The following is a 19,853-nucleotide window of genomic DNA, read 5'->3' on the forward strand; positions in this document are numbered from 1 at the left end:
ATCCTGTCAGCGCAGCCAGAGGCCCTTGCTTTTGATCGTGTTGCGGATGGCCTGTTCACGTCGTGGCAGATTATCCCGGTCAAACAGGGCGCGGACTTTTGCGCCTTTCCCCTGCAGCACCATCTTTTTCAGTGGCTCGTATTGCTTGAGAACCTTCTTGACCTTGTTTGGAGCGACGACGGTTTCCAAGACGTCTATCACATGGTCGCTTTCACGGGCGTAAAGCAAGGGAAACAGGCGATAGTGGCAACTGACGGACCCGTCCAGCAAACCGGGGGGCAAAACATCACGACCGCCACCGAACGAGTGAATGACAAGGGGCAGGGCGGCCTGGTCCAGCCAGGGGTCAAGGCTTTGGCCAGTCAGCTCCGGAATGTTTTCGTCGCGGATTGTCCTGGCGTAGTCCAGAAAACGCTCACCAAATCTCCGCGGGCATTTATAGAAGAAATAGCCTGCATTGAAATACAGGTACCGCCGCCAGTGGTCATGGGGTTGATCGGTGTCCAGCGAGCTTTCGAAATCCAACCCGAACCGGGCGTAAAGCGCGCGCCAGATACCGTCAAAGCCGGGGCCATACAGCGTTGGTTTGGGCCATGTCCCTTCAACCTTCAGTGATGCGCTGGGGCGGTCGAAGTCAAAAGGTACAGATGTGATCTCGCCAGTGATCAGCGTGTCGGTGTCAAAGAACACAAAGGGCTCATCTTCCGGCAGGGCCATCAGCGCTTCGATCTTGTTGCCGTAGGGATAGCTTTCACCGAATACATGCGAGTCGAAGGGCAGAATTTCGGCATCCAGTTGTTTCAGGGCATTCAGAACTTCTTCGTCCTGAATGCGTGGGTCCTGTTTCCAGCGTGGCCCCGGATTGGGCGTGGCGACAAACAGTTTGCCCTCGAATTGCGGCGAAGAATGGCGCAGTGAAGCCGCAAACAACAGGGATTCATATTGCAGGCGGTTGTTTTGACCGACGACCGCGATGTTGAATTTCTGTGACGTTGCCTGCATCTATGCCCGTTTCCCGACAGGTGTTTGACCGTGCACCTTGAAGTTCGGATTACAGCAAGCGGCCCAAGGCGTCAAAAGCGGAAAATTTGAAATTTCATCACGCGATCCCATTTCTTTCAGGGGTCGCAGCAGAAAGGGTTACACATGCGGATCAATGCGGATTTCACAAAACGGGTCGCAGTTCATTTTGACAATAGCGAATGGGTTGCTTCCCCTGCGGCTGGCGTCGAGCGTAAAATGCTGGACCGGATTGGTGATGAGGTGGCCCGTGCAACGACCATTGTCCGCTTTGCGCCCGGCAGCGCTTTTTCCGCCCATACCCATGACGGCGGCGAGGAATATCTGGTGCTGGACGGCGTATTTCAGGACGAGACCGGAGATTTCCCCGTCGGCAGCTATGTGCGCAATCCGCCGACGTCCTCGCACACTCCGTCTGCAGCGGAAGGCGCGACCATTCTGGTCAAGCTGCACCAGTTTGACCCGCAAGACCGTACCGAGGTGCGTCGCTCGATAAATGGCGATTCTGACGTGCAACTGTTCAAAGATGATCATGAGGACGTTTTTGTGCGGACATGGGCGGCGGGGGACGTGGTCGAGCTGGATGCGCGCGACGGAATGGAAGTGTTTGTCATAAGCGGCAGTTTCTGTGAATCGGGGGAGGAATTTTCGACATGGGACTGGTTGCGCTTGCCGCCCGGAACGCACTCGCGGGCCGTTGCAGGGCCTGACGGCGCCCGGGTTTGGACCAAGTCCCACCATCTTGGCGAAATGGTCTGAAAGCTTTTCGGCCCTGAAATTAACCAAAATGCCAGTGAATCCGGGTTTTAAGGCCCGGATTTTCAATTTTTTGATCATCTGACAAATTTTACCAATTGATAAAAAATTTATTTGTGGCAAGCTGAGATCATAACAAACATATCTACAGGGAGTAGAGTGATGGCACAGGGCCAGATGGCACCCGGCATCGTCGCCGGGCGGCTTTCAAGCGATGAGCTGACCTCGAATTTCACCGATCTGCATCCGCCATTGGCCCCGCATGAGGCCGCAGTTGCAGCAGACCGTTGTTATTTCTGCTATGACGCGCCTTGCGTCACAGCGTGTCCGACAGACATCGATATTCCGCTATTCATCCGTCAGATTCAGGCCGGACAGCCGCAGTCAGCCGGGCGAACGATCTTTCAGCAGAACATCTTGGGCGGGATGTGCGCCCGTGTCTGTCCGACGGAAACACTGTGCGAAGAGGCCTGTGTTCGTGAGGCGGCCGAAGGTAAGCCGGTCGAGATCGGGCGACTACAGCGCTTTGCGACGGATGATCTTATGTCCTTGGGCGCGCATCCGTTTGAGCGTGCGGCATCAACCGGGAAAACGGTTGCTGTCGTGGGGGCAGGGCCTGCTGGTCTGGCCTGCGCGCATCGCCTTGCCATGCTGGGCCATGACGTGGTGATCCACGAAGGCAAACCCAAACCGGGCGGTCTGAATGAATACGGGATTGCCGCCTATAAATCGACCAACAATTTTGCGCAGGCCGAGGTCGACTGGCTGCTGAAAATCGGTGGTATCTCGATTGAAACCGGGTCGGTTCTGGGTGAAAGCATCTCACTGGATGGTCTGGTCAAAAACTACGACGCGGTGTTCCTGTCCATCGGACTTGCCGGGGTGAATGCCCTGCGCGCGGATGGTGTTGACAAGGACGGCGTGCGGGATGCCGTCAATTTCATCTCGGACGTGCGGCAGGCTGGTGATCTTGCAAAGCTTCCTGTCGGGCGGAACGTCGTCGTGATTGGCGGAGGCATGACTGCCGTGGACGCAGCGGTAAAGTCCAAATTGTTAGGTGCCGAGAATGTCACCATTGCCTATCGCCGGGGCCGCGACGCCATGGGTGCCAGCCGGTACGAACAGGATCTGGCAGCCTCGCACGGGGTTCAGATTTTGACCAACGTGCAGCCGGTGGCAGTACACGGCAATGGAGCCGCCACCGAGATTGAGCTGGAATATACCTCGAGCCAGAACGGCCAACTCACCGGAACCGGTGAAACGGTCCGGCTGCGGGCAGACCAGATTCTCAAGGCCATCGGTCAGACTCTGGAAGGTGCGCCGGAAGGGCTGAAGCTGGACGGCAACAAGATCGCTGTCAGCGGTGCGGGACGCACTTCAGTGGCCGGTGTCTGGGCAGGTGGAGATTGCGCGGCGGGTGGCGAGGACCTGACAGTCACGGCTGTTGCCGAAGGCAGGGATGCTGCAATGGACATCCACGCGACGCTGGTTTCGTGATAGGATGGGGTATTCACCCCATTCCTTTCGCTGCTGAGGTATTCCTATGTCCCAGATCGAACAAGCCGTAGCGCAACATTACACCACCGGAGCTCTGACCGACCGCGTTCGCGCGGCGCTTGAGGCCAGCGGTATCGATCCGGATGCGGCCACGGTCGCAGACCTGAAAGCAGGGGACGAGTTCCACACGGGTGGCGTTCTGGCGACCAACAACCTGTTTGCGCAGTTGTCGCCGACCCATGCGACGCGCGTTCTGGATGTCGGATGCGGTATCGGCGGAACCTCTCGCTATGTTGTGGATCGCTATGACTCGACGGTAACGGGCGTCGATCTGACACCGGAATTCGTTGAAACCGCCAGGGTGCTCAGCGATATGGTCGGGCATTCCTCGAAAACCAGCTTTCATGTGGGCAGTGCCTTGGAGATGCCGGTGCCGGATGCTGGGTTCGATCTGGCTGTCATGATGCATGTGGGCATGAACATTATGGACAAGGCCGAGCTGTTCGCCGAAGTGTCGCGGGCGCTAGCCAAGGGCGGTACTTTTGCCCTGTTCGATGTGATGGGCGGAGACGTGGACGAGCCGCTGGCTTTCCCTCTGCCGTGGTCCACTGTGGCCGAAACCTCGTTCGTGGATGCGCCGGATGTTTATAAGTCTGCGGCAAGCGCCGCGGGTCTTGAACTGGTGACAGAAACGGATCGCACCGAATTCGCGATACAGTTCTTCGAGGACGTCTTTGCAAAGATTGCTGAATCCGGCCCGGCACCGCTGGGCATTCATCTGATGATGGGCGAGACGGCACCCGAAAAGTTCCAGAACTACGTCAAAAACCTCAAGGCCGGGCGCATACGCCCGACCGAAATGATATTCAAAAAATCCGGCTGAGCCGGGAAGGGAGAAGCCATGGCCGATCTGACGACTAACTTTCTGGGCATTTCCAGCCCCAACCCTTACTGGTTGGCCTCTGCGCCGCCGACGGACAAGGAATACAATGTTCGTCGCGCGTTTGAGGCCGGTTGGGGCGGTGTTGTGTGGAAGACGCTGGGGTCCGAGGGGCCGCCGGTCGTAAATGTGAACGGCCCGCGGTATGGCGCGATTTATGGTGCCGACCGCCGTTTGCTGGGACTGAACAATATCGAACTGATCACCGACCGCCCGCTTGAGGTGAACCTCGAGGAAATGGCGCGGGTCAAGTCCGACTATCCGGATCGCGCCCTGATCGCTTCGATTATGGTGCCCTGCGAGGAAGAAGCCTGGAAAGCCATTCTACCGCGCGTGGCCGAAACCGGCGCGGACGGAATCGAACTGAACTTCGGTTGCCCGCACGGGATGAGTGAGCGCGGTATGGGGTCCGCCGTAGGGCAGGTTCCGGAATATATCGAAATGGTCACGCGGTGGTGCAAGCAATACTATGACCGTCCGGTCATCGTGAAACTGACACCGAATATCACCGATATCCGGAAACCTGCGGCGGCGGCCAGAAATGGCGGCGCGGATGCGGTGTCGCTTATCAATACGATCAATTCGATCACCAGCGTCAATCTGGATACGTTCAGCCCGGAACCCTCGATCGATGGCAAGGGCAGCCACGGAGGATATTGCGGCCCTGCCGTGAAGCCGATCGCCCTGTCGATGGTGTCCGAAATCGCTCGGGCCGAGGCGACGCATGGCATGCCAATCTCGGGCATCGGGGGTGTCACCACATGGCGTGATGCGGCCGAGTTTATTTCACTGGGTTGTGGCACGGTGCAGGTCTGTACCGCTGCGATGACCTATGGGTTCAAGATCATTGATGAATTGACTGCAGGTCTGTCGGAATGGATGGATGAAAAGGGGTATACCAGCATTGATGAGGTGATCGGGCGCGCGGTGCCCAATGTCACCGATTGGCAATACCTGAACCTGAACTACATCGCCAAAGCCAAGATCGATCAGGACCAGTGCATCAAATGCGGCCGATGCTATGCCGCCTGTGAAGATACCAGCCATCAGGCGATTTCAATGTCGGATGACCGTGTGTTCGAGGTGATGGATGACGAATGCGTCGCCTGTAACCTCTGCGTTGATGTCTGCCCGGTGGAAGGCTGTATTTCGATGGTGCCGATGGCGGCGGGTGAAATCGATCCGCGCACCGGGAAAGAGGTTCAGCCGACCTATGCGAACTGGACCACGCACCCGAACAATCCGATGGCCAAAGCAGCGGAATGATTGAGACAGGGAATATCCCTGAGGGGCCGCTGACGCGGCCCCTGCATTCATGGCGTCAGAAGCTTTCGGTACAGCGTATCGACAAAGGGTTCTGCACCCTCAAACGGGTTTTCGTCACCCAGAATAGCCCGCACTTGAACGTCGAAATCGGCATAATGCTGCGTCAACGCCCAGATCGAAAACATCAGATGATAAGGGTGCAACCGCGCGATTTTGCCCTGATCCATCCAATTGGTGAGAATGGTGACCTTTTCGTCAACCAGTTGTTTGAGATCATTGGACAAAGCGTCGTGAATGCGGGGCGCTCCTTGCACAAGCTCATTGGCAAAAAGGCGGCTTTCCCGTGGTAGCTCCTGACTCATTTGCAGTTTCCGGCGAATATAGGCCAGCATTTCCTCCATTGGATCACCGGTCTCATCCAGATCGTGCAGGGGCGCCAGCCAGGTTTCCAACAGGCCCGAAAGCAATTCGGTGTGGATCGCTTCTTTCGACGCGAAATAGTAGAGGAGATTGGGTTTGCTCAACCCCGCCTCGGCAGCAATCTGATCGACGGTTGCCCCACGAAACCCGTGTGCGGAAAACACATTCAGGGCAGCCTCGAGAATCGCGGCTCGGTTCTTCTTCTGGATACGAGTTGGTGCGCGGTCTTTCGGCATGATTTCAGTGTGTCTCTTTTTTCGTCGGATAGGCACGGATTACACTGAAATTTCAGGCTTTGCCGCGCAATTTCTTGACTGATACCGAACCCGTGATAGCGTGAGTTTGACCAGTTGGTCAAATCAAGACACCAATAGCGAGCAAAATCGCAAGCAAACAGGGAATAAGACAATGGCAGCTCCGGCGCAGAATCTCAGGATCAATGGCGACAGGTTGTGGGACAGCCTGATGGAGATGGCCAAGATCGGTCCCGGTGTTGCGGGGGGGAATAACCGGCAAACTCTGACTGACGAGGATGCCGAAGGCCGCGCCTTGTTCCAGAAATGGTGTGAAGAGGCCGGATGCACCATGGGGCTGGACCAGATGGGCAACATGTTTGCGCATCGTGAGGGCACCGACCCGGACGCTTTGCCGGTCTATGTGGGTTCGCACCTGGACACGCAGCCGACTGGCGGAAAATATGACGGCGTTCTGGGCGTTCTGGGCGGGCTGGAGATTATCCGCACGCTCAATGATCTCGGGATCAAGACAAGACATCCCATCGTGGCGACCAACTGGACCAACGAGGAAGGGACGCGATATGCGCCCGCCATGCTGTCGTCTGGTGTCTTTGCGGGAATGCACACGCAGGACTGGGCGTATGACCGTGAAGATGCCGATGGTAAGAAATTCGGGGATGAACTGAACCGGATCGGTTGGCGCGGTGAAGAAAAAGTTGGCGCGCGCAAGATGCGCGCTTTCTTTGAGTTGCATATCGAACAGGGTCCGATCCTTGAAGCCGAAGGAAAGGATATCGGCGTCGTCACCCACGGTCAGGGTCTGAGCTGGACACAGGTCACGGTGACCGGCAAGGATGCCCATACCGGTTCAACCCCGATGCCGATGCGCAAGAATGCCGGGCTTGCGATGGCGCGCATTCTTGAGAAAGTGGACGAAATCGCCTGGTCTCATGCACCGCATGCGGTCGGTGCCGCGGGGCATATCGACGTATTCCCGAATTCTCGCAACGTAATCCCCGGAAAAGTCGTTTTCACGGTCGATTTCCGCTCGCCCGAGCTGGAGGTGATCACCGACATGGAAAATCGCCTGCGGGTGGCGGCGGAAGATATCGTCGAAGAAATGGGTCTGCAGATCGAATTCGAGAAAGTCGGCGGTTTCGATCCGGTGAAGTTCGACGACGATTGCGTGTCTGCCGTGCGCGATGCGGCTGAAAGGCTGGGCTATTCGCATACCCACATCATCTCGGGCGCGGGGCATGATGCCTGCTGGATCAACCGCGTGGCCCCGACCGCCATGGTCATGTGCCCCTGTGTGGACGGGCTGAGCCATAATGAGGCTGAAGAGATCAGCAAGGATTGGGCGGCAGCCGGGGCAGATGTCCTGCTGCATGCCGTGGTCGAGACTGCCGAAATCGTGGAATAGGGGGCGCTGCCCCCGTCGCCCAAGGGCGACTCCCCCGGGATATTTTTGGCCAGATGAAGCAAGCGGCGCAGACCGCATCAGGGAGTTCAAAATGAGTACTGTTATTAAAAACGGAACCGTTGTCACCGCGGATTTGTCATACAAGGCGGATGTATTGGTCGAAGGCGGCGTCATCACCGGGATCGGGATGGGTCTGAAAGGGGATAACGAGCTGGACGCGTCAGGCTGTTATGTGATGCCCGGTGGGATTGATCCGCATACCCATCTGGAAATGCCGTTCATGGGCACCTATTCCAGCGACGATTTCGAAAGCGGTACGCGGGCCGCCCTGGCGGGGGGCACGACGATGGTTGTTGACTTCGCGCTGCCCAATCCGGGCGAAAGCCTGATGGATGCCCTGAAGCGCTGGGACAACAAATCAACGCGGGCGAATTGCGACTACTCGTTCCACATGGCGGTGACATGGTGGGGGGAACAGGTATTTGACGACCTCAAGACCGTGATCGAGACGCGCGGCATTAACACGTTCAAGCATTTCATGGCTTATAAAGGCGCGTTGATGGTGAATGACGATGAGCTTTATGCTTCGTTCAGGCGTTTGGCCGAACTGGGCGGCATCGCAATGGTGCATGCCGAGAACGGAGACGTCGTTGCCGAACTGAGCGCCAAGCTTCTGGCCGAGGGGAACTCTGGCCCGGAAGCGCACGCTTATTCCCGACCGCCGCAAGTAGAGGGTGAGGCCACAAACCGGGCCATTATGATCGCAGATATGGCGGGCGTGCCGCTGTATGTTGTTCACACATCCTGCGAAGAGTCTCATGAGGCCATTCGCCGAGCCCGAATGCAGGGCAAGAGGGTGTGGGGCGAGCCGCTGATTCAGCATCTGACCCTGGATGAAAGCGAATATTTCAATCAGGATTGGGATCACGCCGCGCGGCGGGTCATGAGCCCCCCGTTCCGCAATAAGCAGCACCAGGACAGCCTGTGGAATGGCCTGCAATCAGGAACGCTGAGTGTTGTGGCAACCGACCATTGTGCCTTCACGACCGAACAGAAACGCTTTGGAGTTGGGGATTTCACCAAGATCCCGAACGGGACCGGCGGTCTGGAAGATCGGATGCCGATGCTGTGGACGCATGGTGTGAATACAGGACGCCTGACGCCCAATGAATTTGTTGCGGTGACTTCAACAAACATCGCCAAGATACTGAATTGCTATCCGAAAAAAGGCGCGATCCTTGTTGGAGCGGATGCGGATATCGTCGTATGGGATCCTGAAAAAACGAAAACCATCAGAGCCAGTACGCAGCAATCTTCAATCGACTATAACGTGTTTGAGGGCAAAGAGGTCAAAGGCCTGCCGCGCTTTACGCTGACCCGTGGACAGGTTGCGGTACATGATGGTGAAATCCGCACGCAGGAAGGCCATGGCGAGTTCGTTGCGCGCGAGGCAAATACGACCGTCAACAAGGCTTTGAGCGCGTGGAAAGAACTAACCGCCCCTCGGCCAGTTGAGCGGACAGGTATCCCGGCGACGGGGGTTTGATCCGTTGGGCCGCTGTCTGGGCGGCCCCGGCACCACTCTTTTCAAGGCAGTAGAATGACCACTGAAAGCACGACCCAGCACGTCATCGAAGCAAGGCAGCTTGACCTCACCTTTCAAACCAATGACGGGCCTGTTCACGCGTTGAAAGACGTGAACCTGACGATCGACAAGGGTGAATTTGTTAGTTTCATTGGCCCCTCGGGCTGTGGGAAAACCACTTTCCTGCGCTGTATTGCGGCCTTGGAGACACCGACCGGCGGGTCGCTGACTGTCAACGGAATGACAGCGGACGAAGCACGGCGGAACAGGGCCTATGGGTATGTCTTTCAGGCAGCGGGCCTTTATCCCTGGCGCACCATAGCAAAGAACATCAAGTTGCCGCTTGAGATCATGGGCTATTCCGCATCCGAGCAGGAGGAAAGGGTGAGAAAAGTCCTGGAACTGGTTGATCTTGAAGGATTTGGAGGAAAGTTTCCCTGGCAGTTATCCGGTGGGATGCAGCAGCGCGCCAGCATCGCCCGGGCTTTGGCCTTTGATGCTGATATCTTGTTGATGGATGAGCCGTTCGGCGCTTTGGATGAGATTGTGCGGGACCACTTGAATGAGCAGCTTCTGGCGCTTTGGGACAGAACAGAAAAGACCATCGGCTTCGTGACGCATTCGATTCCCGAAGCCGTATATCTGAGCACCAAAATTGTCGTGATGAGCCCGCGGCCGGGGCGGATTACGGATGTGATCGACAGCCCGCTGCCAAAGGAACGGCCGTTGGACATTCGTGACACTCCGGAATTCATCGAAGTGGCCCATCGTGTTCGCGACGGGTTGCGGGCGGGGCATTCTTATGACGACTGATCCGGGGACAGAAACCATCAGACGGGCCGTGGTAGGTGACGTGCCGGCTTGTGCCCGCGTGATTTACAACTGGGCCTGGCAGACGGACTGGATGCCTGATGAATTGCCGGTGGAGGAATTGGCGACCCTGATCCACGAAGCGTTCGACAGTCGCGAGATCTGGGTCGCGGGTGATCCGGTTGATTGCTACATGTCCATAGATCCGGCGCAGTGTAAAATCGGTGCGTTGTATTGCAGCCGGACGGGGCAGGGAATTGGCAAGCGTTTCGTTGTCAAGGCGAAGCAGGGTCGGACCCATCTTTGGCTGACAACACACAAACCCAATCAGGCGGCGCAGAGGTTTTACCGCCGTGAAGGGTTCGAGGTAACTGCCGAAGAACCACCCGTACCGCCGGATACAGTGCCCGTCTATCGAATGGAGTGGCACGCATGAAGCAGATCATTGCCGTTTTCACCGTCGTCGCCGTGATCGTTCTGTTCTGGTATGTCGCTTGCGTTCCGATGAACATCAAAGGGGTTTTGACCGAGCTTGAACGTGGCGGTGCCGAGGTTCAGCCACCCACCGCAAGTGCGCGCCGGGATCTGGGAGAGTTCGGTCTGGTTCTGAATAATTCGTTCGCGATTCCAGCAACTTGGGAGCAAGGCAAGCCCCGTTTGCCATCACCTCATCAGGTGGCGATTGAATTGTGGGATACAACTGTTCTGAAGAAAATCAACTCGAAAAGATCGCTGATCTTTCATGGGTGGGTGACACTCAGCGCTACGATGCTGGGCTTTGTTATCGGGACCGGGCTGGGTGTCCTGTTGGCCGTTGGGATCGTGCATAGCCGCGTGATGGATTTGTCGGTCATGCCATGGGCTATCGTTAGCCAGACGATCCCGATTATCGCTCTGGCACCGATGATTATCGTGGTTCTTTACTCGGTCGGGGTTCAGGGGATCATTCCCAAGGCGATCATATCAGCGTATCTGAGCTTTTTCCCGGTTGTCGTCGGCATGGTCAAAGGGTTGCGCAGCCCTGACGCGATGCAACTTGACCTGTTGCGGACCTATAATGCCAGCCAATCGCAGGGGTTTTGGAAACTGCGCCTGCCGGCGTCGATGCCATACCTGTTCACCTCGTTGAAGATCGGTATTGCGGCGTCGTTGGTCGGCGCAATCGTGGGTGAGCTGCCGACAGGCGCTGTCGCAGGATTGGGTGCTCGGTTGCTGGCAGGCAGTTACTATGGTCAAACCGTGCAGATATGGTCAGCGCTGTTTGCTGCGGCCATTCTGGCTGCCTGCCTGGTCGGTTTGCTGGGATTGATTGAACGGTCGGTTCTGAGGCGGATGGGGATGGCGCAATGATGTTGGTTGTCTTTGCTTTGCTGCTGTGGGCTTTCGGCTGGTGGTTGAACAGCCGATTGGCCAGTGGCCCGCAAGCCGACAGCCAGATGGTACGCTTTCTGGCACCGGTGATTTTTGGTCTGACCATTGTTGGAGCCTGGGAGCTGGTGGTCCGTGGGCTTGAAGTGCCGCTGGTCATTCTGCCGGCACCGTCTGCCATAGCAGTGCGATTTGCAGGTAGCCTAGACATTCTTTGGGCCGACTTTGTTCAGACAATCCTGAAAGGGGCGCTCAGCGGATATGTCATCGGCTGTGGATCGGCCTTCCTTATGGCGATTGCCGTCGATCGGTGGGATTTCCTGCGTTTGGGGCTGTTGCCAGTCGGGAATTTCGTCGCGGCTTTGCCCATCGTTGGGACGGCACCCATTCTGGTCATGTGGTTCGGGTTTGATTGGCATTCCAAAGCGGCGGTGGTCGTTGTGATGGTGTTCTTTCCGATGCTGGTCAACACCGTGGCCGGTCTGCGCGAGGCCACCGCAATGCAGCGTGACTTGATGGAAACCTATGCTGCAAGCTATTGGCAGAGCTTTCTGAAGCTGCGGCTGCCCGCGGCGATGCCTTTCATTTTCAACGGGTTGAAGATTTCGACAACTTTGGCTTTGATTGGCGCCATCGTGGCGGAATTCTTCGGATCGCCAACGCTCGGTATGGGATTTCGGATTTCCACCAGCGTCGGTCAATTGTCGTTGGACATGGTCTGGGCCGAAATCGTTGTTGCCGCTATCGCGGGTACGGCCTTTTATGGCCTGGTGGCGGGAATCGAAAAAGTGGTGACGTTCTGGCACCCCTCACAACGCGGATAAGACGAAGAAAATCAACAGACCCTGAAAATCGGGGCGCAACAAGCAACTAGGAGAAATGAAGATGAACAAGCTATTCAGCGGGGCGGTTGCCGCCTTTGGTCTGGCAGCCAGTACGGCGCTGGCGGCGGATGAAGTGACACTGCAACTGAAATGGGTCACGCAAGCACAATTCGCGGGCTACTACGTTGCCAAGGACAAGGGCTTTTACGAGGAAGAAGGCATGGACGTTACCATTCTGCCCGGTGGGCCTGACATCGCTCCGACACAGGTGATTGCGGGCGGCGGTGCTGATGTGACCGTTGAATGGATGCCTGCCGCTCTGGCCGCACGTGAAAAAGGGTTGCCGTTGGTGAACATCGCCCAGCCGTTCAAAAGCTCGGGCATGATGCTGACCTGCTGGAAAGATGCCGGTATTTCGTCGCCTGAGGACCTGAAGAACCGCACGCTGGGTGTCTGGTTCTTTGGCAATGAGTTCCCGTTCATGAGCTGGATGAGCCAGTTGGGCATCAGCACTGATGGGAAAGGCGACAACGGTGTGGAAGTTCTGAAACAGGGCTTCAACGTCGATCCGCTGCTGCAACGTCAGGCGGATTGCATCAGCACCATGACCTACAATGAATACTGGCAGGTCATCGATGCCGGTGTCAGCCCAGATGAACTGGTGACCTTCAAATACGAAGACCAGGGTGTCGCGACGCTGGAAGACGGTCTTTACGTTCTGGAAGAAAATCTCAGCGATGCGGCCTTCACCGACAAGATGCAGCGGTTTGTTCGCGCCTCGATGAAAGGATGGAAATACGCCGAGGAGAACCCCGACGAAGCAGCGGATATCGTGCTGGAGAACGATGCAACGGGTGCGCAGACGGAAGAACATCAGAAACGCATGATGGGTGAGATCGCCAAGTTGACCGCAGGTTCGAACGGCGCGCTGGACCCGGCGGATTTTGATCGCACCGTTGGTACCCTGCTGGCCGGAGGTTCTGACCCGGTGATCACCAAGACACCTGAAGGGGCCTGGACGCACCAGATTACGGATGCTGCTCTGAACTGACGCTAACCGTTAATTTGAAGGTCAAAAACGCGGTCCCAATCGGGGCCGCGTTTCGCATTCGTGGTGTCGGAATTGTGTCTGTACTTGGCACCGATATAAAGTAGTATTTCCCTGTAAACTTACGAGTATCTATACGAAGGGTGGATTGCAGGGAATAAAATGCAGGAATTTTCAACAGAATTCAGTGCTGCGATTGCCTTGATCCTTGGGGGAGATTCTGAGCTGTGGGCAATTGTGCTGTTGTCTCTGAAAGTGTCCGTTTTTGCGGTGCTGGTTTCTGCTCTGATCGGAATGCCCGTGGGGGCTGCGTTGGCCGTCGCCCGTTTCCCCGGCCGCCGGATGCTGATCGTCCTGATGAATGCACTGATGGGGTTTCCACCGGTTGTCGTAGGCCTGCTGGTCTATCTGATGCTGTCCCGTTCGGGTCCCTTGGGAGTGCTTGAGCTTTTGTACACTCCGACCGCCATGATCATCGCGCAGGTGGTGTTGGTCACTCCCATTGTCGCGGCTCTGACGCGCCAGGTTGTTGAAATGTTGGCTGAGGAATATTCAGAACAGCTGCGGTCCTTGGGAGTGTCACGGCTGGCCTCGGTCCCGGTTTTGTTGTGGGATGCTCGACTGGCACTGGTCACGGCCTTGCTTGCCGGTTTCGGACGCGCCATCGCCGAGGTGGGCGCGGTTATCATCGTTGGCGGAAACATCAATCATGTGACCCGCGTGATGACGACAACCATTGCGCTTGAAACGTCGAAGGGAAATCTGTCGCTGGCACTGGCGCTGGGGGCGATCCTGATCGGGATTGCAATTGCGGTAAACGCGATGGTCAGCGCGGTCAGTTTGCGGGCCGAACAGGAGGGGTTGCGCCATGCGTGACGTGATCTGCGAGATGTCGAACTGTCTGACGGTTGAAAAAGTGCAAATTCGCAGCAACGGCAAGGTTTTGCTGGATGTTCCTTCATTGGTTCTGGATGGTCCGGGGCCGACGTTGCTTCTTGGCCCCAACGGTGCGGGAAAAAGTCTGTTGCTACGGTGCTTGCATGGCCTGATCTCGCCGGATCGCGGGCGGGTGGTGCAGGACGGAAACCCTCTGGGCGCCGCGCAGAAAACGCGCCAAGCCATGGTATTTCAGAGACCGGTTCTGTTGCGACGGTCTGTTGCTGCAAACCTGGGCTTTGTCCTCAAGCGTCAGGGCATGGGGCGAGCGGCGAGAAAGGCACGTATCATCGAGTTGCTGGCCGAAGGCGGGCTGGAGGGGAAGGCCTGGCAATCTGCCCGGTCGCTCTCAGGGGGCGAGGCCCAGAGGCTGGCCATTTTGCGTGCCTTGGCGCTGGAGCCCGAAACACTGTTTCTGGACGAACCGACCAGCGCCCTTGATCCCGGCGCAACACAGATGATCGAACGTATGGTTCTGCGCGCCTCGGCGCGGGGTGTACGGATCGTGATGGTCACACATGATATTGGCCAGGCCCGTCGTTTGGCGTCGGATGTGGTCATGATGCAGGGCGGTCATGTGGTTGAACACGGCCCCGCAAAGCAGGTTTTGGATACCCCCGAAAGCGAAGCATCGCGTCGCTACCTCGCGGGTGGATTGGTTACCTAAAAGATAAAACGGAGAAAATGATGTTCCGCGCAATACTTCGGGCAGCGGTGATAGCCTTTGGTCTGTCGGCAAATGCGGCCTTGGCAGAGACACCGTTCATTGTCGTGCAGTCTACGACATCCACCCAGAATTCGGGGCTGTTGGACTATATTCTGCCGTGGTTCGAGGCCGAGTCGGGCATTGACGTGCGCGTTGTGGCCGTAGGAACCGGTCAGGCAATCCGCAATGCCGTCAATGGTGACGGAGACGTCCTGCTGGTTCACGCCAAATCCGCCGAAGAGAAATTCGTCGCTGATGGATATGGCGTGGAGCGGAAAGACCTGATGTATAACGATTTTGTATTGGTGGGCCCCAAGGCAGATCCCGCCGGAATTCGCGGTGGTGCCGACATTCTGAGCGCTCTTACAGCGATTGCAAAGGCTGAAGCCCCGTTTGCGTCGCGCGGTGATGACAGCGGAACGCACAAGGCCGAGCTGCGGCATTGGTCGGCTGCGGGGCTGGACCCAACCGGTGCGTCCGGCAGTTGGTATCGGGAAACCGGTTCAGGTATGGGGGCGACGCTGAACGTTGCCAGCGGCATGGACGCGTACACTCTGACAGATCGGGCGACGTGGCTGTCCTTTGGTAACAGAGGCAATCTTGAGATCCTGGTCGAAGGCGACCCGCGTCTGTTCAACCAATATGGTGTGATCCTCGTGAATCCTGAAAAGCATCCGCATGTACGGGCGGCCGCTGGTCAGCGTTTCATCGACTGGTTGACCGGGCCCGACGGGCAGCAGGCGATCGCCTCTTTCCGGCTGGACGGTCAGCAGGTGTTTTTCCCCAATGCGCATTAAGCTGGCCTGCGGCCAGCCCCTGCGGGGCGAGTATTTTTGAAAAGATGAAGGCGCGGGTGGATTTTCACCCGCTGGCCCCATTGTGGTGGATCGTGCCAAGACCAGACAGGTCATAGCCGCCGAACTCGCGCGCCCGCTGGGCGAACTGACCCGAGCGCAACAGGGTTAGCAGTTTCTGTATCGGCGGATCGAAAAAGGCCCGACGCCAGATGGCAAGATCCAGCCGCTCGGAATGAGTGGGGACAAAACCCAAGTTGTAGAGACCGGCTAGGGCGCCAAGCCCAAAACCGGCCTCGGCCTTCCGGTCATGCAGGGCGATCGCAAGCTCTTCTTCTGTACGTGCGCAGCCGGGTCGAATGTCCAGATCATCCCGGCGCAGGCCGTGGGCGTCCAGTTGGGCGTCAAACAGGCGCTGGCTTGCCGCACTGTCCTGACGCAGTATGACGGTGCGTGACTTGAGGTCGTCAAAAGAATTGATGTCGGATATGCCCGGGGCAAGAAGCAATCCACGCTCACGTCGGGCGACTTCGTATAGGATCACCGGGGCTTCGCCCAAAGTGTCTTGCAGGGATTCCTTGTTGAATCCGCCATTTTCGTGGATGTGTAACACAGCGCCCTGCGCGCTGCGTTCACTGAGCCTGATCAGGCCATCAAAAGAACCGTCGTAATAGGTGGCCAGCCCCGACCCACTTTCACGCAGCGCCCAGTCCAGCAAGGGATCGTGGCTGCCTGCTATGATCGGGGGCAGGGGCGGTTCTGCGACCTGAGGGCCGGATCGCGACGCGTTGAGCCAGGCAATGATCTCGGCCCGCGGAAATAACAGCTTGCCCATGGCGCGCACACACGGCACCTCGCCTGACGAGGCAAGGTCATAAGCCTTCCGCTCGCCAATGCGCAGCAGATCGGCCAGTTCACGGGTGGTCAGATATTGCGCCATTCAGTCGAGGCGCACGGCGATGCCGGACGTAGTGTCAGCGGTGCTGAACCCGATCTGTTCCAGCACAAACGGGGCTGCGCCTGCAATAACGACCATCGTGGCGACGGCGGCAAGAAAGGCTTTCATGGGCTCCTCCGGTTCAGTTCCGGTCAGTTGTTGCGCGACGCAGAAAAGCGATAAGATCCTGGCGATCCTGTGCTTTGGCAATTCGCTGCATCGGCATTTTCGACCCCGGAATGTAGTGGTCTGGCCCCTCGTCGAAAAGGGCATTTATTGTCTCGTCATTCCAAATGATATCAGAGCCTTGCAATGTATCCGAGTACAAATATCCACGAACCGTGCCGGCCTGACGTCCAAATACACCGTGCAGGGTTGGGCCTGCACGTCGCGCGTTATCGGATGACAGGCTGTGACAGATCGAACATTTGCGCGCAAACTGGCGTTCCCCGTTGTCCATCTCATCAGGATTTTTCAGGAAACTCGGTTCTGTCGAGGCCATCTGGTGTTGGTCGGACAGAGCGTCCACAGGCCAGCTGTACATCGCCTCGTCAAGTCCGCCCGCATGGATGTTTTTACCGTCTTTGGAAAATGCCAAAGCCCAGACCGGACCGCGCAACGTGGCGCGAAAATCCTGTGCAATGCGCCAATCGACGGTGTCGATGACCATAATATACCCTTCGCCATCGCCTACGGCCAAAAGTTTCCGATCCGGGCTGAGCGCAAGGGCAAGGATCGGGCGGCGGTCCAGAGTGAAATCGCGCTCTTCACCGTTGGAAAGGTCAAGGATACGTGTGACACCGTCTACCGCACCATAAGCGAGCCAATTGTCCTGTGCATTCAGCGCCAGTTCATTGATGCCGAACCCGTGCTCGACCAGACGCCTTGTTTCTTGCCCGCTGGACACATCCCATAAGCGCAAAGCGCCGTCGACGCCCGCCGAAAAAAGCTGCGTGCCGTCAGGTGAGAATGCGACCGCGTTTACGCCACTGCCGGTCGGTCCAAGCCGCGCGGGTTCTGTGCCATCGACAGGCCACAGGCCGATTGTTCCATCCCAGCTGGCCGTGGCAATAAGGGTTTCTGACGCGGCAAGGCCAACAATCTTCCCCTTGTGTCGGCCAATGATTTCACCGCTTGGCCATTTGCGCAGGGTGAAATCGTCTCCGGCAGAAAAGAAAGCGGAGCCGTTGAACGCGACTGCGTTCACGGCGGCCTCGTGCCCTTCGAACCAATTTGGCGTTTGCCCGGTCCAAAGACCCACAGAGTTATCGAAACTGGCTGTTGCGATGCGACCGTCTGGCGCGGTGGCGATGCCCATGATGGGGCCGCCATGCCCTTTCAGCGTGAAGAATTCTGCCACGGCGGGCAGGGGCACCAGCGCCAGCGCCAGAACCAGCCCACGCATCTATTCAGCGGGTGAGGCGGCTGCTTTGCCAGCCTCTTTTTCCTGCACCTCTTCCAGCCAGAGCGAGTGATGCTCGCGCGCCCATTGTTCTTCGACCTCTCCGGTTCCCATGGCGTCAAACGCGCCCTCCATCCCGACCGAGCCGAGATAGATATGCGCGACGATGATCGCGATGAACACATAGGCAATCATGACATGCCAGACTTGGGCGAATTGCATCTCTTCCTGCGGTGACATCTGCACCGGCAAGGTCAGACCCAGCGTCTGCGGAATACCCGTGGCGTTTGCGACCGAGAAGGTCTTGGCGAACAGGGGCATCTCGAACGGGAACAGCAGTGACAAGCCGGACAGGCTGATCGACACGCCCAGCAGGATGCAGGCCCAGAAGATGATCTTTTGCCCCGCATTAAATTTCCGGGCGGGCGGGTGGTTGCCCTTGGTGAACAGGCCCCCGCCAGCGGCCAGCCATTTCAGGTCAGTGCGGTTGGGGATGTTATGAGCAATCCAGTTCACCGTGACGATGATCAGACCCAGCATGAAAGCCCAGGCCAGATTATTATGCAGCCACTTGCAGCCGTGTGCGATGGTGGCGAAACCTTCCTTGCCGAAGATCGGGATCAGGAAGTCGCGACCATAGAGCGTAAGCAAACCAGTAATGCCGAGGATCAGGAACGATCCAGCAAACAGCCAATGGCCAAAACGTTCAATCCCGTTGAAACGGGTGACCGTTCGGCCTGTTTTCTCTCCATCGATGCGGATTTTCCCACGGATCAGGAAGAACAGCAGAATGATGCCCAGCATCCCGGCGATGATGTAAGTGCCATATTCGCGCAGCGGTCCGCTGCGGAAGTTCAGCCACCACATGCCGCCATCCTGTATCAACACGCTTGCAGCGGGGCCGTTTGACGATACGGTCACATTGGCCGAGCCATAGCGCAACGCACGATATACATCACTGTCCGACGCGACACCACGGGTGCCAAGCTGACCCATCAGACCCTCGACATTGCTCTGGCCGGTATTGCCGGAGCGATATCCGTTATCCACCTGCTCACCACGTTGCCGGGCGAGAATATCTTCAAGGGTCGTCGCTCCGCCGGTTCCCGCCCTTTCAGGCGTGGCGTTGCTGTCATCGGTCGTTTGGGCGGCTGCCGAAAAGGTCAGTCCAAGGGTGAACAGAAAAGCGATGAGAAAGCGGAGCATCTGAACCTCGGTCAAATTCCAAGATCGGACAACCCGCGCCGAGCGGGTTGTCCATTGCTTTGTGCAGACAGCGGCTTAGCCGTCTTTCTGGTCGTAGGCAGTACCCCAACCCCAGGCGCCCGAGCCGAAACCGCGCGCCACGACGCGTTCACGGTAAACAGCCGACACCACGTCGCCGTCACCGGCAAGCAGGGCCTTGGTGGAGCACATTTCGGCGCAGATGGGCAGTTTGCCCTCGGCGATCCGGTTGCGACCATATTTGGCGAACTCTGCGGTCGAGTGGTTTTCTTCGGGACCACCGGCGCAGAAGGTGCATTTGTCCATCTTGCCGCGTGAACCGAAATTGCCTGCCTGCGGGTATTGCGGCGCGCCAAACGGGCATGCGTAAAAGCAATAACCGCAACCGATGCACAGGTCCTTGGAGTGCAGGACAACACCTTCTTCGTTCTGGTAGAAGCAGTCGACCGGGCACACCGCCATGCAGGGCGCATCCGAACAATGCATACAGGCCACCGAGATCGAGCGTTCGCCCGGATTGCCGTCATTGATCGTCACCACCCTGCGGCGGTTGATACCCCAGGGTACCTCATGCTCGTTCTTGCACGCGGTTACGCAGGCGTTGCATTCGATGCAGCGTTCAGCGTCGCAGAGAAACTTTGCTCTAGCCATTAATCGTCCT

Annotated in this window: 21 protein-coding genes; 14 read left to right on the plus strand and 7 right to left on the minus strand. The window is 57.5% G+C overall.

What is annotated here, in order from left to right; translation table 11 throughout:
* Positions 1-6: 6 nt before the first annotated feature.
* Positions 7-1,002, minus strand: coding sequence for a hypothetical protein (locus ACR0J7_RS00155; protein WP_480912947.1), 996 nt, complete (start codon positions 1,000-1,002; stop codon positions 7-9).
* 144 nt (positions 1,003-1,146) lie between these two features.
* On the opposite strand from ACR0J7_RS00155, the gene ACR0J7_RS00160 reads away from it, so the two are divergent.
* The 4 genes from ACR0J7_RS00160 to preA all read left to right on the plus strand — a co-directional run bounded on the left by ACR0J7_RS00160 (position 1,147) and on the right by preA (position 5,479).
* The gene (locus ACR0J7_RS00160) at positions 1,147-1,779 is read left to right on the plus strand and encodes a cupin domain-containing protein (protein ID WP_480912948.1); all 633 of its coding nucleotides are present in this window, start codon (positions 1,147-1,149) and stop codon (positions 1,777-1,779) included.
* A 159-nt stretch (positions 1,780-1,938) separates the two neighbouring features.
* Positions 1,939-3,273 (plus strand): NAD(P)-dependent oxidoreductase, encoded by a 1,335-nt coding sequence (locus ACR0J7_RS00165; protein WP_480912949.1) that lies wholly within the window; start codon positions 1,939-1,941, stop codon positions 3,271-3,273.
* Positions 3,274-3,319: 46 nt separating this feature from the next.
* Positions 3,320-4,156: a class I SAM-dependent methyltransferase gene (locus ACR0J7_RS00170; protein WP_480505530.1), complete on the plus strand. Its 837-nt coding sequence runs from the start codon at positions 3,320-3,322 to the stop codon at positions 4,154-4,156.
* Positions 4,157-4,174: 18 nt separating this feature from the next.
* Positions 4,175-5,479 carry an NAD-dependent dihydropyrimidine dehydrogenase subunit PreA gene (gene preA, locus ACR0J7_RS00175; protein ID WP_480565171.1) on the plus strand — a complete coding sequence of 435 codons (1,305 nt, stop codon included), beginning with the start codon at positions 4,175-4,177 and terminating at the stop codon, positions 5,477-5,479.
* 47 nt (positions 5,480-5,526) lie between these two features.
* Here preA and ACR0J7_RS00180 read toward each other — a convergent pair whose 3' ends face one another.
* Positions 5,527-6,135 carry a TetR family transcriptional regulator C-terminal domain-containing protein gene (locus ACR0J7_RS00180; protein WP_209504191.1) on the minus strand — a complete coding sequence of 203 codons (609 nt, stop codon included), beginning with the start codon at positions 6,133-6,135 and terminating at the stop codon, positions 5,527-5,529.
* Positions 6,136-6,307: 172 nt separating this feature from the next.
* Between ACR0J7_RS00180 and ACR0J7_RS00185 the strand changes: the two genes are divergently transcribed.
* The 10 genes from ACR0J7_RS00185 (at position 6,308) to ACR0J7_RS00230 (ending at position 15,632) form a co-directional block, all read left to right on the plus strand.
* Entirely contained in the window at positions 6,308-7,558 is a 1,251-nt protein-coding gene (locus tag ACR0J7_RS00185) for a Zn-dependent hydrolase (protein WP_480545656.1), read from the plus strand.
* Between the two features lie 91 nt (positions 7,559-7,649).
* Positions 7,650-9,104, plus strand: coding sequence for a dihydropyrimidinase (gene hydA / locus ACR0J7_RS00190; RefSeq protein WP_480912951.1), 1,455 nt, complete (start codon positions 7,650-7,652; stop codon positions 9,102-9,104).
* 54 nt (positions 9,105-9,158) lie between these two features.
* Positions 9,159-9,956: an ABC transporter ATP-binding protein gene (locus ACR0J7_RS00195; RefSeq protein ID WP_480565163.1), complete on the plus strand. Its 798-nt coding sequence runs from the start codon at positions 9,159-9,161 to the stop codon at positions 9,954-9,956.
* Positions 9,946-10,389 (plus strand): N-acetyltransferase family protein, encoded by a 444-nt coding sequence (locus ACR0J7_RS00200; protein ID WP_480912952.1) that lies wholly within the window; start codon positions 9,946-9,948, stop codon positions 10,387-10,389. The genes ACR0J7_RS00195 and ACR0J7_RS00200 overlap by 11 nt, the downstream gene beginning before the upstream one ends.
* The gene (locus ACR0J7_RS00205; RefSeq protein ID WP_480622443.1) at positions 10,386-11,303 is read left to right on the plus strand and encodes an ABC transporter permease; all 918 of its coding nucleotides are present in this window, start codon (positions 10,386-10,388) and stop codon (positions 11,301-11,303) included. Before ACR0J7_RS00200 ends, ACR0J7_RS00205 begins: the two co-directional genes overlap by 4 nt.
* On the plus strand, positions 11,300-12,145 hold the full coding sequence (locus tag ACR0J7_RS00210) for an ABC transporter permease (protein ID WP_267364134.1): 846 nt from the start codon (positions 11,300-11,302) through the stop codon (positions 12,143-12,145). The genes ACR0J7_RS00205 and ACR0J7_RS00210 overlap by 4 nt, the downstream gene beginning before the upstream one ends.
* Before the next feature lie 61 nt (positions 12,146-12,206).
* On the plus strand, positions 12,207-13,196 hold the full coding sequence (locus ACR0J7_RS00215) for an ABC transporter substrate-binding protein (RefSeq protein WP_480912954.1): 990 nt from the start codon (positions 12,207-12,209) through the stop codon (positions 13,194-13,196).
* A gap of 159 nt (positions 13,197-13,355) precedes the next feature.
* Positions 13,356-14,069, plus strand: coding sequence for an ABC transporter permease (locus ACR0J7_RS00220; protein ID WP_480565154.1), 714 nt, complete (start codon positions 13,356-13,358; stop codon positions 14,067-14,069).
* The gene (locus ACR0J7_RS00225) at positions 14,062-14,796 is read left to right on the plus strand and encodes an ATP-binding cassette domain-containing protein (RefSeq protein ID WP_480583777.1); all 735 of its coding nucleotides are present in this window, start codon (positions 14,062-14,064) and stop codon (positions 14,794-14,796) included. Before ACR0J7_RS00220 ends, ACR0J7_RS00225 begins: the two co-directional genes overlap by 8 nt.
* Positions 14,797-14,816: 20 nt before the next feature.
* A complete protein-coding gene (locus tag ACR0J7_RS00230) occupies positions 14,817-15,632 on the plus strand; it encodes an ABC transporter substrate-binding protein (protein WP_480912956.1) in 816 nt (271 codons plus the stop codon).
* A 64-nt stretch (positions 15,633-15,696) separates the two neighbouring features.
* Here the strand turns inward: ACR0J7_RS00230 and ACR0J7_RS00235 are convergent, their stop codons facing one another.
* The 5 genes from ACR0J7_RS00235 to fdh3B all read right to left on the minus strand — a co-directional run bounded on the left by ACR0J7_RS00235 (position 15,697) and on the right by fdh3B (position 19,843).
* Positions 15,697-16,569 (minus strand): helix-turn-helix transcriptional regulator, encoded by an 873-nt coding sequence (locus ACR0J7_RS00235; protein ID WP_267365570.1) that lies wholly within the window; start codon positions 16,567-16,569, stop codon positions 15,697-15,699.
* Entirely contained in the window at positions 16,570-16,695 is a 126-nt protein-coding gene (locus tag ACR0J7_RS00240; RefSeq protein WP_267365569.1) for a hypothetical protein, read from the minus strand.
* Positions 16,696-16,708: 13 nt separating this feature from the next.
* Positions 16,709-17,971: a c-type cytochrome gene (locus tag ACR0J7_RS00245; RefSeq protein ID WP_480869163.1), complete on the minus strand. Its 1,263-nt coding sequence runs from the start codon at positions 17,969-17,971 to the stop codon at positions 16,709-16,711.
* Entirely contained in the window at positions 17,972-19,174 is a 1,203-nt protein-coding gene (locus ACR0J7_RS00250; protein ID WP_480912958.1) for a formate dehydrogenase subunit gamma, read from the minus strand.
* Between the two features lie 75 nt (positions 19,175-19,249).
* On the minus strand, positions 19,250-19,843 hold the full coding sequence (gene fdh3B / locus ACR0J7_RS00255; protein ID WP_209504177.1) for a formate dehydrogenase FDH3 subunit beta: 594 nt from the start codon (positions 19,841-19,843) through the stop codon (positions 19,250-19,252).
* Between the last annotated feature and the right edge of the window lie 10 nt (positions 19,844-19,853).

The sequence above is a fragment of the Ruegeria sp. O4 genome (assembly GCF_056535125.1).

What these genes read in the sequence shown, in the direction of transcription:
- ACR0J7_RS00155 (WP_480912947.1), bottom strand. Translation starts at nt 1,002, where the DNA reads ATGCAGGCAACGTCACAGAAATTCAACATCGCGGTCGTCGGTCAAAAC.
- ACR0J7_RS00160 (WP_480912948.1), top strand. Translation starts at nt 1,147, where the DNA reads ATGCGGATCAATGCGGATTTCACAAAACGGGTCGCAGTTCATTTTGAC.
- ACR0J7_RS00165 (WP_480912949.1), top strand. Translation starts at nt 1,939, where the DNA reads ATGGCACAGGGCCAGATGGCACCCGGCATCGTCGCCGGGCGGCTTTCA.
- ACR0J7_RS00170 (WP_480505530.1), top strand. Translation starts at nt 3,320, where the DNA reads ATGTCCCAGATCGAACAAGCCGTAGCGCAACATTACACCACCGGAGCT.
- preA (WP_480565171.1), top strand. Translation starts at nt 4,175, where the DNA reads ATGGCCGATCTGACGACTAACTTTCTGGGCATTTCCAGCCCCAACCCT.
- ACR0J7_RS00180 (WP_209504191.1), bottom strand. Translation starts at nt 6,135, where the DNA reads ATGCCGAAAGACCGCGCACCAACTCGTATCCAGAAGAAGAACCGAGCC.
- ACR0J7_RS00185 (WP_480545656.1), top strand. Translation starts at nt 6,308, where the DNA reads ATGGCAGCTCCGGCGCAGAATCTCAGGATCAATGGCGACAGGTTGTGG.
- hydA (WP_480912951.1), top strand. Translation starts at nt 7,650, where the DNA reads ATGAGTACTGTTATTAAAAACGGAACCGTTGTCACCGCGGATTTGTCA.
- ACR0J7_RS00195 (WP_480565163.1), top strand. Translation starts at nt 9,159, where the DNA reads ATGACCACTGAAAGCACGACCCAGCACGTCATCGAAGCAAGGCAGCTT.
- ACR0J7_RS00200 (WP_480912952.1), top strand. Translation starts at nt 9,946, where the DNA reads ATGACGACTGATCCGGGGACAGAAACCATCAGACGGGCCGTGGTAGGT.
- ACR0J7_RS00205 (WP_480622443.1), top strand. Translation starts at nt 10,386, where the DNA reads ATGAAGCAGATCATTGCCGTTTTCACCGTCGTCGCCGTGATCGTTCTG.
- ACR0J7_RS00210 (WP_267364134.1), top strand. Translation starts at nt 11,300, where the DNA reads ATGATGTTGGTTGTCTTTGCTTTGCTGCTGTGGGCTTTCGGCTGGTGG.
- ACR0J7_RS00215 (WP_480912954.1), top strand. Translation starts at nt 12,207, where the DNA reads ATGAACAAGCTATTCAGCGGGGCGGTTGCCGCCTTTGGTCTGGCAGCC.
- ACR0J7_RS00220 (WP_480565154.1), top strand. Translation starts at nt 13,356, where the DNA reads ATGCAGGAATTTTCAACAGAATTCAGTGCTGCGATTGCCTTGATCCTT.
- ACR0J7_RS00225 (WP_480583777.1), top strand. Translation starts at nt 14,062, where the DNA reads ATGCGTGACGTGATCTGCGAGATGTCGAACTGTCTGACGGTTGAAAAA.
- ACR0J7_RS00230 (WP_480912956.1), top strand. Translation starts at nt 14,817, where the DNA reads ATGTTCCGCGCAATACTTCGGGCAGCGGTGATAGCCTTTGGTCTGTCG.
- ACR0J7_RS00235 (WP_267365570.1), bottom strand. Translation starts at nt 16,569, where the DNA reads ATGGCGCAATATCTGACCACCCGTGAACTGGCCGATCTGCTGCGCATT.
- ACR0J7_RS00240 (WP_267365569.1), bottom strand. Translation starts at nt 16,695, where the DNA reads ATGAAAGCCTTTCTTGCCGCCGTCGCCACGATGGTCGTTATTGCAGGC.
- ACR0J7_RS00245 (WP_480869163.1), bottom strand. Translation starts at nt 17,971, where the DNA reads ATGCGTGGGCTGGTTCTGGCGCTGGCGCTGGTGCCCCTGCCCGCCGTG.
- ACR0J7_RS00250 (WP_480912958.1), bottom strand. Translation starts at nt 19,174, where the DNA reads ATGCTCCGCTTTCTCATCGCTTTTCTGTTCACCCTTGGACTGACCTTT.
- fdh3B (WP_209504177.1), bottom strand. Translation starts at nt 19,843, where the DNA reads ATGGCTAGAGCAAAGTTTCTCTGCGACGCTGAACGCTGCATCGAATGC.